The sequence below is a fragment of the Mucilaginibacter limnophilus genome, from assembly GCF_004005815.1.
GTDB classification, from domain to species: Bacteria; Bacteroidota; Bacteroidia; order Sphingobacteriales; family Sphingobacteriaceae; genus Mucilaginibacter; species Mucilaginibacter limnophilus.
Genome location: NZ_SACK01000004.1, coordinates 1 through 15973, shown reverse-complemented (window position 1 = coordinate 15973; position 15973 = coordinate 1). Strand labels below are relative to the sequence as shown.

Annotated in this window: 16 protein-coding genes; 9 read left to right on the top strand and 7 right to left on the bottom strand. The window is 42.9% G+C overall.

Annotated elements, in window-relative coordinates; translation table 11 throughout:
- Positions 1-9: 9 nt before the first annotated feature.
- Genes EOD41_RS10955 through EOD41_RS10940 form a run of 4 tightly spaced genes read right to left on the bottom strand, consistent with a single transcriptional unit; the run spans position 10 to position 2587 of the window.
- Positions 10-417 (bottom strand): acyl-CoA thioesterase, encoded by a 408-nt coding sequence (locus tag EOD41_RS10955; RefSeq protein ID WP_127704859.1) that lies wholly within the window; start codon positions 415-417, stop codon positions 10-12.
- Complete coding sequence (gene mltG / locus EOD41_RS10950; RefSeq protein ID WP_127704858.1) at positions 417-1472, bottom strand: endolytic transglycosylase MltG; 1056 nt, start codon at positions 1470-1472, stop codon at positions 417-419. The genes EOD41_RS10955 and mltG overlap by 1 nt, the downstream gene beginning before the upstream one ends.
- 7 nt (positions 1473-1479) lie before the next feature.
- Positions 1480-1791, bottom strand: a complete 312-nt coding sequence (locus tag EOD41_RS10945; RefSeq protein WP_127704857.1) for a rhodanese-like domain-containing protein — start codon at positions 1789-1791, stop codon at positions 1480-1482.
- Positions 1778-2587, bottom strand: coding sequence for a PASTA domain-containing protein (locus tag EOD41_RS10940; protein ID WP_127704856.1), 810 nt, complete (start codon positions 2585-2587; stop codon positions 1778-1780). The genes EOD41_RS10945 and EOD41_RS10940 overlap by 14 nt, the downstream gene beginning before the upstream one ends.
- 238 nt (positions 2588-2825) lie before the next feature.
- On the opposite strand from EOD41_RS10940, the gene EOD41_RS10935 reads away from it, so the two are divergent.
- The gene (locus tag EOD41_RS10935; protein ID WP_127704855.1) at positions 2826-3803 is read left to right on the top strand and encodes a D-alanine--D-alanine ligase; all 978 of its coding nucleotides are present in this window, start codon (positions 2826-2828) and stop codon (positions 3801-3803) included.
- Complete coding sequence (locus tag EOD41_RS10930; protein ID WP_127704854.1) at positions 3800-4057, top strand: CPCC family cysteine-rich protein; 258 nt, start codon at positions 3800-3802, stop codon at positions 4055-4057. Before EOD41_RS10935 ends, EOD41_RS10930 begins: the two co-directional genes overlap by 4 nt.
- Before the next feature lie 198 nt (positions 4058-4255).
- On the opposite strand, the gene EOD41_RS10925 is transcribed toward EOD41_RS10930, so the two are convergent.
- Both EOD41_RS10925 and EOD41_RS10920 read right to left on the bottom strand, forming a co-directional pair.
- Positions 4256-5326, bottom strand: coding sequence for a fatty acid desaturase family protein (locus EOD41_RS10925; protein ID WP_127704853.1), 1071 nt, complete (start codon positions 5324-5326; stop codon positions 4256-4258).
- Positions 5327-5441: 115 nt separating this feature from the next.
- Positions 5442-5864: an acyl-CoA thioesterase gene (locus tag EOD41_RS10920; protein ID WP_127704852.1), complete on the bottom strand. Its 423-nt coding sequence runs from the start codon at positions 5862-5864 to the stop codon at positions 5442-5444.
- Positions 5865-6547: 683 nt separating this feature from the next.
- Here EOD41_RS10920 and rpsO point away from each other — a divergent pair.
- The 3 genes from rpsO (at position 6548) to EOD41_RS10905 (ending at position 9535) form a co-directional block, all read left to right on the top strand.
- On the top strand, positions 6548-6826 hold the full coding sequence (gene rpsO / locus EOD41_RS10915) for a 30S ribosomal protein S15 (RefSeq protein ID WP_127704851.1): 279 nt from the start codon (positions 6548-6550) through the stop codon (positions 6824-6826).
- Positions 6827-6955: 129 nt separating this feature from the next.
- On the top strand, positions 6956-9094 hold the full coding sequence (gene pnp, locus EOD41_RS10910; RefSeq protein ID WP_127704850.1) for a polyribonucleotide nucleotidyltransferase: 2139 nt from the start codon (positions 6956-6958) through the stop codon (positions 9092-9094).
- Between the two features lie 171 nt (positions 9095-9265).
- A complete protein-coding gene (locus EOD41_RS10905; protein WP_127704849.1) occupies positions 9266-9535 on the top strand; it encodes a hypothetical protein in 270 nt (89 codons plus the stop codon).
- Positions 9536-9609: 74 nt separating this feature from the next.
- On the opposite strand, the gene EOD41_RS10900 is transcribed toward EOD41_RS10905, so the two are convergent.
- On the bottom strand, positions 9610-12033 hold the full coding sequence (locus EOD41_RS10900) for a TonB-dependent receptor (RefSeq protein WP_127704848.1): 2424 nt from the start codon (positions 12031-12033) through the stop codon (positions 9610-9612).
- Positions 12034-12240: 207 nt separating this feature from the next.
- On the opposite strand from EOD41_RS10900, the gene rpe reads away from it, so the two are divergent.
- The 4 genes from rpe to EOD41_RS10880 form a co-directional block, all read left to right on the top strand.
- Complete coding sequence (gene rpe / locus EOD41_RS10895; RefSeq protein ID WP_127704847.1) at positions 12241-12909, top strand: ribulose-phosphate 3-epimerase; 669 nt, start codon at positions 12241-12243, stop codon at positions 12907-12909.
- A gap of 156 nt (positions 12910-13065) precedes the next feature.
- A complete protein-coding gene (gene serC, locus EOD41_RS10890; RefSeq protein WP_127704846.1) occupies positions 13066-14133 on the top strand; it encodes a 3-phosphoserine/phosphohydroxythreonine transaminase in 1068 nt (355 codons plus the stop codon).
- A gap of 88 nt (positions 14134-14221) precedes the next feature.
- Complete coding sequence (locus EOD41_RS10885) at positions 14222-15172, top strand: D-2-hydroxyacid dehydrogenase (protein ID WP_205780545.1); 951 nt, start codon at positions 14222-14224, stop codon at positions 15170-15172.
- A 614-nt stretch (positions 15173-15786) separates the two neighbouring features.
- Positions 15787-15973, top strand: a 187-nt coding sequence (locus tag EOD41_RS10880; RefSeq protein ID WP_164849921.1) for a hypothetical protein, incomplete at its 3' end; no start/stop codon positions are given.

Here is a 15973-nt window from a genome sequence, read left to right as displayed (position 1 = left end):
ATATCAAATTTATACAAAATATGGTTTCATCTTTTGCAGAAATTCATCGGGCGCAAGGCATGGACGGCCTGTCTTCATGTTAACAAACGCAAGCAGTGTTTCGCCGATGTTGATCAGTTCCTGCTTTTCATTATACAACTCATACTTGAAATGGATTTTAACGCCGGGCATTTTTTCCATAATTGTTTTTATGGTGATCTCCTCATCGTACAGGGCTGGTTTAAGATATTTGCATTTCAGCTCCATTACAGGCATCATAATTCCCGACTCCTCCATGCCACGATAGGTCATGCCGAGGCTGCGCAGCATTTCTACACGGGCAACCTCATAAAACTCGGCGTAATTGCCATAGTATACGTAACCCATCTGGTCGGTTTCGCCGTAACGTGTCCGTATTTTGGTGGTATGCTCAAACATTATTTTTTAATGTTTCGTTCGTTAAGCGCCTGCTGAAACTTACGGGCGTTAATCCTGTGTTCAGCCTCGTTATCGGCAAAATTATGATATCCTGAAAAATCTTCTTTAGCGCACATGTACAAGTAATTACTTTTTTGCGGACTAAGCACCGCCTTAACCGCGTTTTCGCTCGGCATCATAATAGGGCCGGGAGGAAGGCCTGTATGCAAATAAGTGTTGTACGGCGAATTGGTTATTAAATGCCTGTTCAATACCCTTCTGATAGTGAAATCACCGGTAGAAAATATCACAGTTGGATCGGCCTGCAGCTTCATGCCCTTTTTAAGCCGATTAAGATATAACCCGGCTATCGATGGCATCTCATCGTCATGCAGTGCTTCCCAGTCAACAATTGAGGCCAGTATAGACACTTCTGTTTGGGACAAACCCAGATCAGCTGCTTGCTTTTGCCGCTCAGGTGTCCAGAACTTCTCATAATAATCGTGCATTTTATTGAAGAACTGCTCGGCAGAGGTGTTCCAGTAAAACTCGTATGAGTTGGGCAGAAACATGGTGTACACGGTTTCGGGGGTAAAGTTGTATTTCTTTACAAATTCAGCAGAATCCATCAGTTTTAAAAGTGATACGGAATCGGCCTCAAGCTGTTGAGAAATAGCGGCTGCGAACTGATTTTTCAGTCGGTAAGTTTTAAAGGTAACCTTAACAGGCTCCTGGTTGCCGGCTGCCAGCATATTGATGAAACGGCGGTTGCTCATGCCCTTTTCCAGGCGGTATTTACCCGGCTTTACCCGGCCGGGGTATTTCATGTTAATAGCCGCCCAGCGGAAGGTAGTAGTATCTTTAACTATGCCTTGCTCGCGGATGGTAGTGTATACATCCTGAAATTCAGAACCGGTTTTTATATACAGGTACTCTTGGTTATCGGTTACATTAGGACCAAAATAACGCAGGTAATAAAATAACCCTGTGCCGCCAAGCGCCAGGATGATTATGATTATAAACGCTATAATAAACTTTTTGAACCTGCCCGAAGCAGGCTTTTCTTCGCGGGCCATTTATATTTTATTTAATAGATTGATGTAATTTTTGAATAGCGGTTAAACCGCCGGTTAAGTTTTTAACGTTGCCGAAACCGTGTTGCTGTAAAATTTGCTGCGCAGTACGACTGCGGATACCGGCCTTGCACACAACAACTATTTCGGCTGATTTGTTGTCGTCAAGCTGTTCCAGTTCCTCTGCCAGCACCGAAAGCGGAATATTGATACCACCGATGTTGTAGGTATAATACTCTATCTTTTCCCGCACATCAAGCAATAGGGGAGCGTCGCCATTGTTAAGGCGTTCAGTAAGTTCGGCTGCACTAATTTTGCTCATCGTTTGGTTGCGGCTCCTCCTGAGGCAGTGCCGTCCCTTGGGAAACGGTTACATTGATACGTGTGCCAATACTGGTTTTGCTGGTTGAATCTGTCCGCATAGGCATTTGAGACACCACAATAACGTTTGATGAATCGGTTATAGTACCCTCGTAGGTTATAGTACCCAGCGCAAGTCCGGCGCCTTTAATGGCAAAACGTGCAGCATCAAGGTCCTGATTTATCAGGTCGGGTATTTCTACCTCGCTGGCACCCGCGCCGTCACCTAAGATGAGGTCGAGGTATGAGCCTTTGGGTATCTTGGTGCCCGGCGAAATGATACGTCCACCTATACGAACTTCAAGTACCCGGTCGCGGGCAATATCGCTGCGGTAGCTGGTATCGCCTAATTTCAAACCATAGTTTGCAAGGGTAGCAATTGCCTCTCGGAAGTTATTCTGCGACAGATCAGGCATGGCTACCATTGGCGCCTGTGTGGTAACAATGGTAAGGTATATTACACGGCCTTCTTTAACATTGGTGCCGGCGTCGGGGTCCTGTTCAATTACGGTGCCCGGCGGCTGGTCGGTTATGTATGTCGAATCTACTTGGTATTCAAAGCCTTGTTCTTCAAGCGTTTTTATGGCCTGATCGATATTAGTGCCTTTTAAAGCTGGTACCGGTATGCCTGTTCCGTGCCGGGTGTAGTAGCTCAGGCTGAAAAAGGCTATTAAAACCACTACAGTAACAGTTACTATAGCCAAGAACAGGGTATTACGAAATGACGATGTTTTTAAATACGACCAGAACTTACTCATCTTATATCAGCAGGGGTAAATCAGCTATCAAACATAGCGCAAAATTTTTAATTTAAGAAGGGAAGTCGGAAAGTCGATAAGTCCGGGAGTCGGAAAGAAGAAGCCAGTTTTAAGAATTTTTTCAAAACCGTTTTAACTTTTTCCAGCTTTCGGACTTACCGACTTCCGGACTAAAGTTTTCCGGACTTTCCGTCTTCCGGACTTTCCGACTTTCCAACTATAAACATATATTTGACGCATGCCAACAAAAAATATTGCCCTGCTTGCCGGCGGTTATACCGGAGAATATGAGGTATCAATAAACAGCGCCAAAAATATTGCCGCCAATTTAGATGCCTCAAAATATAAAGTTTACACCATATTGGTTGATAAAAACCGTTGGCTGCACGAAACAAATAACGGCACCGTGGATGTTGATAAGAACGATTTCAGCCTCACCCTTGACGGGCAAAAGATAAGTTTCGATTTCGCGTTCATTACCATACACGGCACCCCCGGTGAAGATGGTAAACTGCAAGGCTACTTTGATATGATAGGCATACCTTATAATACCTGTGATGCGACAACATCTGCTATATCAATGAATAAAGCTTACACTAAAGCCATAGTACACGGTATCCACGGACTCAACACAGCGAAATCAGCAAAACTGTTTAAAACTGATGAGCATGATATGGCTACCATAGCGTCGATGCTGAAGTTTCCGCTGTTTGTAAAACCAAATAATGGCGGCAGCAGTGTGGGCATGAGCAAGGTGTACAACGTGGCCGCTTTACCCGAAGCACTTGAAAAGGCGTTTCATGAAGATGAACAGGTGCTTGTTGAGGAATTTATACAGGGCCGAGAATTTAGCCAGGGCATTGCCAGGCTGCATGGAAAAATAACCGTTCTCCCTGCAACCGAAATAAAAAGCTCAAAAGATTTTTTTGATTACGAAGCAAAGTACACTCCGGGTGTATCTGAAGAAATTACTCCAGCCGACCTGCCTGAAACAAAGTCTAATGAAATAGCCGCTATTCTAACCGAAGTGTACACCCGCCTTAACTGTAAAGGCATGGTACGTATCGACTTTATTTTGCAGGAAGGTACCAATGACTTTTATTTTATCGAAGTTAATACCACTCCGGGGCAGTCGGCAAACAGCCTGATACCGCAACAGGTGCGTGCCGCTGGAATGAATGTCGGTGAGTTTTATGGGATGTTGATAGAAGGATGAAAGAGTTCAACGGGTATTATTATCAATGTTACTGCTGCGGTCACTTTACACTGTCTGAAGCACGCGATAATTCTTTCGACATATGCCCGGTTTGTTTTTGGGAAGACGATGGCGTGCAGTCAGATAACCCGCATTATGAAGGCGGTGCAAATGTGGTGAGCCTGAATGTAGCCAGAAAAAACTACAAAAAGTTTGGAGCGTCAGAGTTTGGTTTTCTCGATAATATACGAAAGCCAAATTCTGAAGAAATGTGATTATGAAGTATTGAGAGCGACTCCCCTCTTGAGAGGGGTAGGGGTGTGTTAATGAACCATTCTTATCGGATATGCACCCCGTAAATGTTGGGGGCATTTCGCTCTTTCAACCATCCTTCAAGACGAGACTTTCTCAAGGTGGAACTAAGCGTGTAAAAGAAACTCATAATCCTTAAATCCAAAAAATCAAGATCAAGATTAAACTGTACGGCCAAGTTTTTTAATATAAACCAGGTGCGAGAAAAATGCATGTACCATGGTGCGGTGCTCAAAATAGGCAACATTAAATTCGTGGCAGGTTTCCTTAACCAATTTATTTATTTTAGGATAGTGTACATGGCTAATGCCAGGAAATAAATGGTGTTCAACCTGAAAATTTAAGCCGCCTAAAAGCCACGAAATAAGTTTATTGCGTGTGGCAAAATTTGCTGTGGTGCTTATTTGATGTATAGCCCATTCTTCTTCAATTTTATTAGTTTCAACATTAGGCACCGGGAAATTGGTTTCTTCAACAGCATGAGCCAGTTGAAAAACTACACTGATGCAAAAGCCGCACACTACTGCTGCAATTACAAAACCAAGAATAGCATCGGCCCAGCCAACCATTGTTACCGGTAAAATAATGTAAAAGGAAATATAGCAAGTTTTAGTTGCCCAGAAAATCAAATGTTCCTTTGTACTTAACTTCATAGCCTTCGAGCCTTTACCCATCCTGCCCGAAAAATATTTTTCAAAGTCTTGGTACAGTATCCAGGCAATGTATGATACTCCGTAAAGCAGCACCCAATAAAACTGCTGAAATTTATGATACCAATATTTAGGCTGTTCTTTTGACATGCGCATAAATTTTACAGCAATGTCATGGTCCATGCCTTCGATATTGGTATAAGTATGGTGATCGATATTATGTTTTTGTTTCCAGAAATGAATAGTGCCACCCAGGCAGTTTAATGAGTAGGCCGAGATTTCATTTACCCATTTGTGTTTTGAGAAACTTTGGTGACCACCTTCATGCATAATGTTAAAGCCTATAGCTGCCAGAGATGCCCCAAACAAACAGCATAATATGATGGCCGGCAGAGTAGAAGGAGTGAAAAATACCAACGTAATGTATAATCCTAATGTAACCCCACATATAAAAACACCTTTCCAAAAAAGACGTGAGCCCCCAGTCCGCGAAAGCTGATTTTCTGTGAAATAATTATTTATCTTTCCTTTTAGTGCTTTAAAAAAAGGACTGCCTGTATTATTAAAACTGATTTTTGACATGAAATGAAGAAGAGAAGCTGTAATGAAAAGTAAATTAGCCGAGTAGCTATTAGTCGCTAATATTATAATTATAACGGGTAATAAAATATAATGTTGCTGTAAGCCTTAATTAATTTTATGCCCCTTCAGTAAATTGCGTATAGTGTTTAATAATGTCTTCAGGTATGGTTACCCCTTTGCCAGTTTTCATATCTATCAGCACAAAATCAAACCAGCCGTCGGCGCTTACTTTGCCTGATGATTTTATAATGATGCTGAATTTTACCCTGCAGCTTTTTTTGCTGATGTCTTCAACACTGGTACGTACAATAAAGTAATCACCCATTAACAGCGGACGTTTATACACTATATGCACGGCACGCACCAGCCAACCAAAACCACGCGACAGAAAAACTTCCATGCTCATGCCGTAGTTTACGTCCATCTGCTCATAACGTGCGGCCTGTACATAATCAAAGTATTTGCTGTTATGCACATGCTGGTACATGTCAATATCGTCAGGACGTACGCGCAGTTCGGTTTCGAAGGTTTTGTACATAAGTGGATGGTTTGCTTTATAAACAGATTGCGTTGAATATGTTTTTAAAATATGAACTAACGCAACCAACATAAATCTGATAGCAGCGGATACCGGCTGTGCCTACGGCCTGAAGGCGTATAAGCGGATAGCAGGAGCGGAGTAGCGAGAACAACAGGCTTACCTTTACTATTTCGCCTTTGCCCATCAACGTTTTTGCAACGCAATCACTACAAACACTTTCTACTCTGCACTTTGTTGCGTTGTTACCTGCCAACTTCAGTTCTCCGTTAGGAATGGGATGTGCTTTGCTGAGCCGTTTGTGGATGCTACTTTTTCTTTTGCCGGAAAAGAAAAGGTAGCCAAAAAGAAACCTCGGCTGCACCCTGGCCTTTTGAAGTTTCTGCTGTGGCTTTGCCTGTGCTACCGGCCATGCTGATGCCGGAATTGTTAGGTTATGTACGGTTAGGCTCTGTAAGCTTATCGTGTACTGCGGAGTTTACCGAACCATAGCTGACAAATCTCTGTCTCCATGCTTCGATGTACGTATGACATCCATTTTAGTACAATCTCAACAACTAAGCACAACCATTCACATAATCAACTCAATCAACCGCTAACCAGCCCCTTGCACATCACAATTATTAAATTTATCTTTGCGCCACAATTAACAAAAAGTTACACGCTTTAATATTATTCAAGTAATGTATTTAAGTACTGAAGCGAAAAAAGAAATTTTCGCAAAACACGGCAAGGGCGCCACAGATACCGGTTCGGCTGAAGGACAGGTTGCATTATTTACAACCCGTATTGCTCACTTAACCGAGCACCTTAAAAAGAACAAAAAAGATTTTTCAACTCAGCTATCGCTACAAAAATTGGTAGGTAAACGCCGTGCGCTGCTTGCATACCTTTATAATAAAGATATTGAGAGATACCGTGCTATCATCAAAGCTTTACAGCTAAGGGATATCATTAAGTAAATTGTAAAAGGTTTTTTAAGAAAGCCGTTCGCAAATGCGGATGGCTTTTTTAATTTTGAAAGCAAAGTTTTAAACAAATATACACCGGTGCGCTCCTGAAGATGAAAAGCGCATCACAACAACACACAAATGAGTTATAATGCAATTAAAAAGGTTATCGATTTAGGTGACGGCCGCACCATTGAGATTGAAACCGGTAAACTGGCCAAACAAGCCGATGGCTCGGTAGTAGTAAAGCAAGGTGATACCATGCTACTGGCTACTGTAGTGTCATCACCCGAAGCAAAAGAAGGGGTTGACTTTTTACCCCTGTCTGTAGATTACCAGGAGAAATACGCCGCTACCGGCCGTATTCCGGGTGGTTTTTTACGCCGCGAGGCACGTTTAAGCGATTACGAGGTATTGATATCACGTATTGTTGACCGCGCTTTGCGTCCATTATTCCCTGAAGATTACCATGCTGATACGCAGGTAATGATAAGCCTTATATCAGCCGATAAAAATATTATGCCTGACGCGCTTGCTGGTCTTGCAGCGTCAGCGGCATTAGCAGTATCGGATATTCCTTTTAATGGCCCGATATCTGAAGTTCGTGTAGCTAAAATTGATGGACAGTTGGTGATCAACCCAACACTTAGCGACCTTGAGCGCGCTACTTTAGAGTTTATTGTTGCCGGCTCTGAGAATGACATCAACATGGTTGAGGGTGAATCGAAAGAGATACAGGAAGACGAGTTGGTTGAGGCCATCAAGTTTGCACATGAAGCCATCAAGAAACATGTAGCCGTTCAAAAAGAACTTACACTGGCTGTTGGTAAAACCGAAAAACGTATCTACAACCACGAGCATAGTAACGAGGAGCTAAAAAAACAAGTTTATGCTGCCACTTATGATAAAGTTTACGAAGTAGCAAAATCAGGTTCAAGCAAGCACGAGCGTCATGACAAGCTGCGTGAGATACGCGATGTATTTATCGCCACAAGCGGTTTAGAAATTGATGCAGTTACTGAAAGCCTGATCAAAAAATATTTCCATGATGTGGAATATGACGCGGTACGTAACCTGATATTGGATGAAGATTTGCGTTTAGATGGTCGTAATTCAAAACAAATACGCCCGATATGGAGCGAAGTAGGCTACCTGCCTGCAGCGCATGGTTCGGCAGTGTTTACCCGTGGCGAAACCCAATCGTTAACTACAGTTACCTTAGGTGCTAAGGATGACGAGCAAATGATTGACGGTGCGTTCATCAATGGTTACAATAAATTCTTGTTACACTACAATTTCCCTGGTTTCTCAACCGGTGAGGTTCGCCCTAACAGGGGTGCAGGCCGCCGCGAAATTGGTCACGGTAACTTGGCTATGCGCTCGTTGAAACAAGTATTACCTGCCGACGACGAGAATCCATACACTATTCGTGTGGTATCAGATATCCTTGAATCAAACGGTTCATCATCAATGGCTACCGTTTGCGCGGGTACACTTGCGCTGATGGATGCCGGTATTAAAATTACTGCTCCTGTATCAGGTATCGCGATGGGTTTGATCACTAATCCGGAAGGCACTAAATATGCTGTATTGTCAGACATTTTAGGTGATGAAGACCACCTGGGTGATATGGACTTCAAGGTAACAGGTACCGAAAAAGGTATTGTTGCTGTACAAATGGACCTTAAAATAAACGGTCTATCGTACGAAGTGTTAAGCAAAGCCTTACACCAGGCAAAAGAAGGTCGTTTACACATTTTAGGTGAAATGGCGAAAACCATCACCGAACCTCGTGAAGATTACAAACCGCATGCGCCACGTATCATCACCATTAAGATTGATAAAGAATTTATTGGTGCGGTTATAGGCCCGGGTGGTAAAATTATACAGGAAATGCAGCGTGAAACAGGCGCTACCATTTCAATTGAAGAAGTTGGCAACCAGGGTATCGTACAGATATTTGCTGATAACAAAGAGTCGATTGACAAAGCGGTATCACGCATCAGGGCAATTGCTGCCAAACCTGAGGTAGGCGAAATATACGAAGGTAAAGTAAAATCGATTATGCCGTTTGGCGCCTTTGTTGAAATTATGCCGGGTAAAGACGGTTTGCTGCATATCTCAGAGATAGATCACAAACGCTTTGAAACCATGGACGGTATATTCCAGATAGGCGACGAAGTGCGTGTGAAACTATTGGATATCGACAAACAAGGTAAACTAAAGCTATCTCGCAAAGCGTTATTGCCAAAGCCTGAAAAGCCGGAAGCCGCTAAATAATTATTTTTATTATACTTGCAAACGAAAACCCTCCCTTAAAAAGAGGGTTTTTGATTTGTATATACATTTTGTAACTTTTTTAAAACAAAATGTTTCTAATAAAACTTTAATAAACGTTGAGTTGTATAATTTAGTTAATGATGAATAGTGTCCGGTCCGTATAGAATGATAATGCCCACGCCCTCTGATCCCCTTGGTTTTTTAAGCAGCAGCCCTCACGGCTTGAAGTCCGACGCGCAGACGGACCTGGTGCAGGTATTGCTGTACGAGATTATGCGGGTAAAGGACATTATTAAGTATTACGATTCGATACCAAACGGCGGCGGTCAGCTTGGCGCATCAATACTAAATGAACTGGTTACCGAGGCATACAATTCACTAGTAAACTACGATATTGTTTTAATGAAGAAATATTACGACCTGCTGTTGAATTGTGATTAGCGATTTAAGGTAGGCCAATAAATGCAGAAAGCCCCGGATTTCCGGGGCTTTCTGCATTATATAGAATGGTGATATTAGAAGCGGTAAGTAACGCTTAGGCGGTAATTACGTGGCGCTTCCGCTTGGTAGCTGTATGCTTCCCATTTAAGAGCGGTAGTACCATCAGGCAAATAATTGTAGGCACGATAGTATGAACCTGAATACAAGTATTTATTAAATATGTTAAATACGTTGGCTGTAATACGCAGCTTGCTGTTTTCCCAGAAAGCGCCTGCGTCAACTTTATAGTAAGCCGGCAGCCTGTCCACCATGTCCGACCAGTAATCGGTTTCACGGTTAAATAAGCCTGTAAAACCTGCTGAAACACCAACGCCTTTTAGGGCGCCGCCTTGCAGTTTGTAGTTTAGCCAGGCATTGGTTACATGTTTTGCATAACCTGGAACTATATCGCCTACATTAATGCCTTGAGTACCGGCAAATTCGCCAACTTTAGTTACACGCGAGTCGGTAAGGGCATAGTTTGCAGTTAAGGTTAAGCCTGGTGCAAGCTGACCGCGTAAGTCAAACTCGATACCTTTCGCTTTGCGCTGGCCAAGTAAAAAGCTGATAGGGTTTTGCGGAGTGCTGGTAACATCAGCAGTGGCCTCGTTATTACGTATGTTTTGGTAAACGGCCAATGTTGTGTTCCATTTACCATCAGCCCAATCTTTTTTCAAACCAAATTCAAGATTGCTGCCGGTAATAGGTTTTACACTTCCACCGTCAAGTAAACGGCCTGCCGCCTGTGGCATAAATGCCTGGTCGTACAAACCATATGCGGCAAAATCAGATAGTATGCTGTAGCTTACGCCAAAACGGGGAGTGAATTTTTTGCCGGTAATAGGCGCGCCACCCCAGTCGGCTTGTTTTATATAAGTATAACGTCCTGCCAGTGTTACGCGTAGTTTATTATCTAATAAACCAAGCTCATCCTGTACATACAAACCGGTGTATTCCTGGTTAATTGTACCTCCTGCACCAACTGCACGTGCCTCAAGATTAAGGGTACGGTCAAAATTAGGGTAGCCATTGCTTGGATAACCATAGCTTGGTTTAAACGGATCAAACATGCCGGTAGGGGTATCCAAAATATGTGTGGTCGACCAATCTGCGGCGTAGTCTTTTGATCCGGCATCAATACCACCCAAAATACGGTGATGTATGCTGCCCGTTTGTATATCACCATTAACAAATGCCTGCATCATGGTCATTTCGCTTTTGGCGTCCCAAATACCGGCACCGCGGGCTACCTGGCCGTTAGTGGCAACGCTATCCGGCCATAATGATGTACCCGATTGCATGTAATTAAAGTACGATGCTTGTGCTGTAAGTTTCCAGTTATCGTTAAAACGATGGTTTAACAGCAGGTATAAGCTATGATCGTTAATATTGGTAGGTGCAAGGCCGGGCTGCATCATGGTGAAATCCCGATCATAAGCAGCATAACCATCAGGGCTGAAAACATAAAATGAACCCACGTCGCTCATTTTCGCTTTTTGGTAATTGTACTCAAAAGTAAGTTTGGTATCGTCGCTTACCTGGTAGGATAATACCGGTGCAATGGTATAACGGTCGTTGTACTCATATGCGCGGAAAGAGTTTTTATTTTGTGCAGCTAAGTTTAAGCGGTACAAAAATTTTCCATCACCGGTTAATTTACCGTCAAGATCTAATGATGCACGATAAAGACCAAAGCTTCCAGTAGTAAGGCTAAACTCACCTTTATTTTGACCTGTAGGCTTTTTGGTTACTACGTTATATAAACCTGCACCGTCACCGTTACCAATCATGAAACCGGCCGGGCCCTTAACAAATTCTATATGGTCAACCAGGCTCATGTCTTCGGTAAGCGGGCCCCAAAATGATGATACAACATTAAAACCATTACGAAATGCCTGGATTTGTGAACCACGCATTGAAATATTGGTGTAAAGATCGCCCCAGTGTTCCTGGCGTACCGCGCCGCTCACATTGCGTATAACACCATCGCTCATACTGATGATTTGCTGTTGCGCCAGCGCTACTGATGATACAGTTTGTACGTTTTGTGGAAGTTCAATTAAAGGTGTTTCTACCCGTAATGAAGGTGAAGGCTTATCAATTTTCAAATTGTTGGCTTTACCTTTTACCACAACTTCCTGTAGCTGGGCATTGTTAACATCAAGCACGAAATTTATCACGGTGCTGCTTCCTGCAACTACAGTAACCTCTTTATTTTGAGTGGTTAAACCAACTGCGCTTACGGTAAGCGTGTAGGTTCCGGCCTTTATTTTACCTATGCGGTAATTACCGTTTTCATTGGTCATGGTGCCATGTGTAGTGCCCTGTAAGGCTACAGACACCATTGCGGCAGGTGTACCTTCGCTGGTAGTTACGTTACCACTAACGCTACCGTTTTGTTGTGCAAAGGCTGCCGCAGATACAAATAGAAAAGTAATTAAGGAGTAAATCTGCTTCATTTTATTAAGATTGATTCTAAACGGCGCAATATTACGCATAAAACGACTTAGCTTGCAAATTATTTAGAAATAATCTAAATAAAATATAATGAATTTAATTGATTGTTGCAAAATTTCACATCAAAGAAAACCTGTGTTAATAATCAATGGGGATAACTAATTAACGTAACATCTTTCAAAGCATTAACTTATCCTTATCTTTGCGGTATGGATCATCTGATTGCACCTTCTATACTGTCAGCCGACTTTGGTAATTTGCAGCGCGACCTGGAAATGGTTAACCACAGCGAAGCCGACTGGGTGCATGTTGATGTGATGGATGGTGTATTTGTTTCGAACATTACTTTTGGCTTCCCGGTAATTAAAGCTGTACAGAAGCATGCACTGAAACCGCTTGATGTGCATTTAATGATTGTTGACCCTGATCGTTACCTGAAAGATTTTGCACAGGTAGGTGCGGCCAATATTACTGTACATTACGAAGCCTGTACGCATTTACACCGTACACTGCATACGATAAAGGATTTGGGTTGCAAGGCAGGGGTGGCGCTTAATCCACATACGCCGGTTGCTTTACTTGAAGATATTGTTGCCGATATTGATATGGTGATCATCATGAGTGTGAACCCTGGCTTTGGAGGGCAAAAATTTATCCATAATACCTACAAAAAAATTAAAGAGTTACGCCAGTTGGCAGAATACACTAATCCAAATTTGTTAATTGAAATTGATGGTGGTGTTGACGAAAGTAATGCCGCTAAATTAGTTGAAACAGGCGCCAATGTATTGGTAGCAGGCAACTCCGTATTCTCGTCGGCCGACCCTCTGGCGGCCATTCAATCTTTAAAACACTCGCGTAGCCTGCATCAGGCATAATAAAGGAAATCAAAAGCAAAATTCCTTAATTGTTAACCGCATGTCGGTTTTTCAAAAAAAAGCAAATAAAGTCTATATACTTTGTCAAAATAACTAACTTCGGCGCGTCTAAATAAGCAATTAGCAAAGTTTAGCGCACATAACACAATAATTATCATGAAACATAATTTTGGTGCCGGTCCGGGCATTTTACCCCAGGAGGTGTTAAAACAATCAGCAGAAGCTGTAATCAATTTCAACAGTACAGGCCTTTCAATTCTGGAGATTTCTCACAGGTCAAAAGAATTTGAGGCGGTTTTGGAGGAAGCTATCAGCCTGGTAAAAGAGTTGTTTGAATTACCTGAAGGCTATTCGGTTTTGTTTTTGCAAGGTGGTGCAAGTACACAGTTTGCAATGGTTCCGTACAACCTGCTGCCCGAAGGTGGCAAGGCTGCATATGTTGAATCGGGCGTGTGGGCTAATAAAGCTTTAAAAGAAGCTAAATACTTCGGCGAGGTAGCAGTTATCGCGTCTTCAAAAGAGGCTAACTTTACTTATATTCCAAAAGATTTTGAAGTGCCTGCCGATGCAACGTATCTGCACCTAACTTCTAACAATACCATTTATGGTACGCAGTTGCAGGAGTTTCCGAAATCACCGATTCCGGTTGTTTGTGATATGTCGTCAGATATTTTCAGCCGTAAAATAAACGCTGCTGATTTCAGCCTGATATACGCCGGTGCACAAAAAAATATGGGCCCTGCAGGCGTTACTTTGGTTATTGTAAAAGATGAGTTATTGGGTAAAACCGGCCGCCAGATACCTGCTATGTTTAATTACCAGGTACAAATTGACGGTAACTCATTATATAATACGCCGCCCGTATTCGCCATATATGTTTCTATGCTAACCCTTAACTGGATAAAGGCTAAAGGCGGTGTGGAAGCTATTGAGAAGGAGAATATCGCGAAAGCAAAAGCTTTATATACAGAAATTGACCGCAACCCGTTGTTTAAAGGAGTTTGCGCTGTTGAGGACCGTTCGAACATGAATGTTTGCTTTGTAGCCCAAAATCCTGAACACGAAAAACCTTTCCTGAAACTATGTGACGAAAAGGGCATAGTAGGCATTAAAGGTCACCGCAGTGTAGGTGGTTTCAGGGCGTCAATTTACAACGCATTGCCAATAACCAGCGTACACGTACTGATTGAGGCTATGCAGGAATTTGCTGAAAAGAATAAATAACAATCCCCCCAGCCCCCTAAAGGGAGCTTTTGAAGTAACTAACTTCGGTTTCCCCTTTAGGGGGTTAGGGGGCTCAACTTTACATATCATGATCAAAATATTAGCTAATGATGGTATCGATCCGGCAGGAAAACAGCTATTGGAAGAAGCCGGTTTTATTGTTGATACCAATAACATTCCGCAGGATGAACTGCCTGCACGTTTAAATGAATACGACGCGATTACCGTGCGAAGCGCAACCAAAGTGCGCAAAGCACTAATTGACGCCGCCCCAAACCTGAAACTGATCGGTCGCGGCGGGGTAGGTGTTGATAACATCGACGTTGATTACGCTAAAGAAAAAGGAATTGGCGTATATAATACTCCTGCTTCATCATCCCTATCAGTTGCTGAACTGGTTTTTGGTCACCTGTATGGCGGTGTGCGCTTTTTGTACGACAGTAATCGCAAAATGCCGGTTGAAGGCGCTACAAACTTTAACGGTTTGAAAAAGGCTTATGCTAAAGGTGTTGAGCTTCGCGGTAAAACTCTTGGCATTATGGGCTTTGGCCGTATCGGACGCGAAGTGGCAAAAATCGCTATCGGTGTAGGTATGGAAGTGCTTGCCTATGATTTATTTCCCTTCAACAGCGAACTGGAAATAGTTTTAGGCGGTGGTCATAAAGTGAAAGCGTCGGTTAAATCAGCATCGTTTGAAGAAGTGTTAAAGCAATCAGACTTTATATCGCTGCACACCCCGTTTGTTGACAAGCCTTTAATTGGTACAACAGAGCTTGAGCTGCTTAAAAAAGGTGTTGGACTGGTGAATTGCTCACGCGGTAACCTGATTGAAGAAGGCGCCTTGATTGAAGCCTTGAACAGCGGTAAAGTATCATTCGCGGCATTAGACGTGTTTGAGAACGAGCCAACCCCTCGTCAGGACATCCTGAACCATCCTAAAATCTCGTTAACGCCGCACATTGGTGCCGCTACCAATGAGGCGCAGGAGCGTATAGGTGTTGAACTTGCAAGCTTAATAATTGAGCACTTCAAAAAGTAAGAATACACAGATTTGAATGTATAAAAAGCACGGGTTTATTGATCCGTGCTTTTTTATTATACTCTGAATTTATTTTTGGGGCGTTCCCTTTGTACCAGGCTTTCCGCTCATATGCCTTCAGGCCTTAGGCACAGGGCCGGTCCAAAGGACTCCTATGGAGTATCCGCTGCTATCCTTAACGCAATATGTCTGAACCTGAATTTTAAGATTAGAGGATTGCATGATTTAGGCATCCCGCCATATTGTCTGAACCGCTGATTTTTTACCTACTACACGTCATCCGGACTTGTTTCGGGATCTCACAGGACAAGTTTACTTTGCAAGTGAGATGCTGAAACAAGTTCAGCATGACAAGCCAGACAACCCCTTAGTATAAGCTTAAAAAAGATGCGGCATCATAATGCCGGATCGGCACAGGCAGTGCTACGGCAGTAACATTAACCGGCAGTGCGCAGCCGGCCGGTTTCTTTTTGGTTATTTTTTCTTTTCCAGCAAAAGAGTTACATCCACTGGCTTAGATAAAGTGGAAAGCCAATTCCTAACGGAGCACTGAACATATTTGCCTCAATCGACAATGTTGCTGCAAAGCGCAGAGCCTGTACAAACCCTCTCCAATGGATAGGGTAACAATGGCAGTGAATAAATTACAAACATTAATAGGTGAAGCGGCTATTCACCGTGCTTCAGTGCAACTGAAGCACGGTGTTGACGGTGTTGACGGTGTTGACGGTGTTGACGGTGTTGACGGTGTTGACGGTGTTGACGGTGTTGACGGTGTTGACGGTGTTGACGGTGTTGACG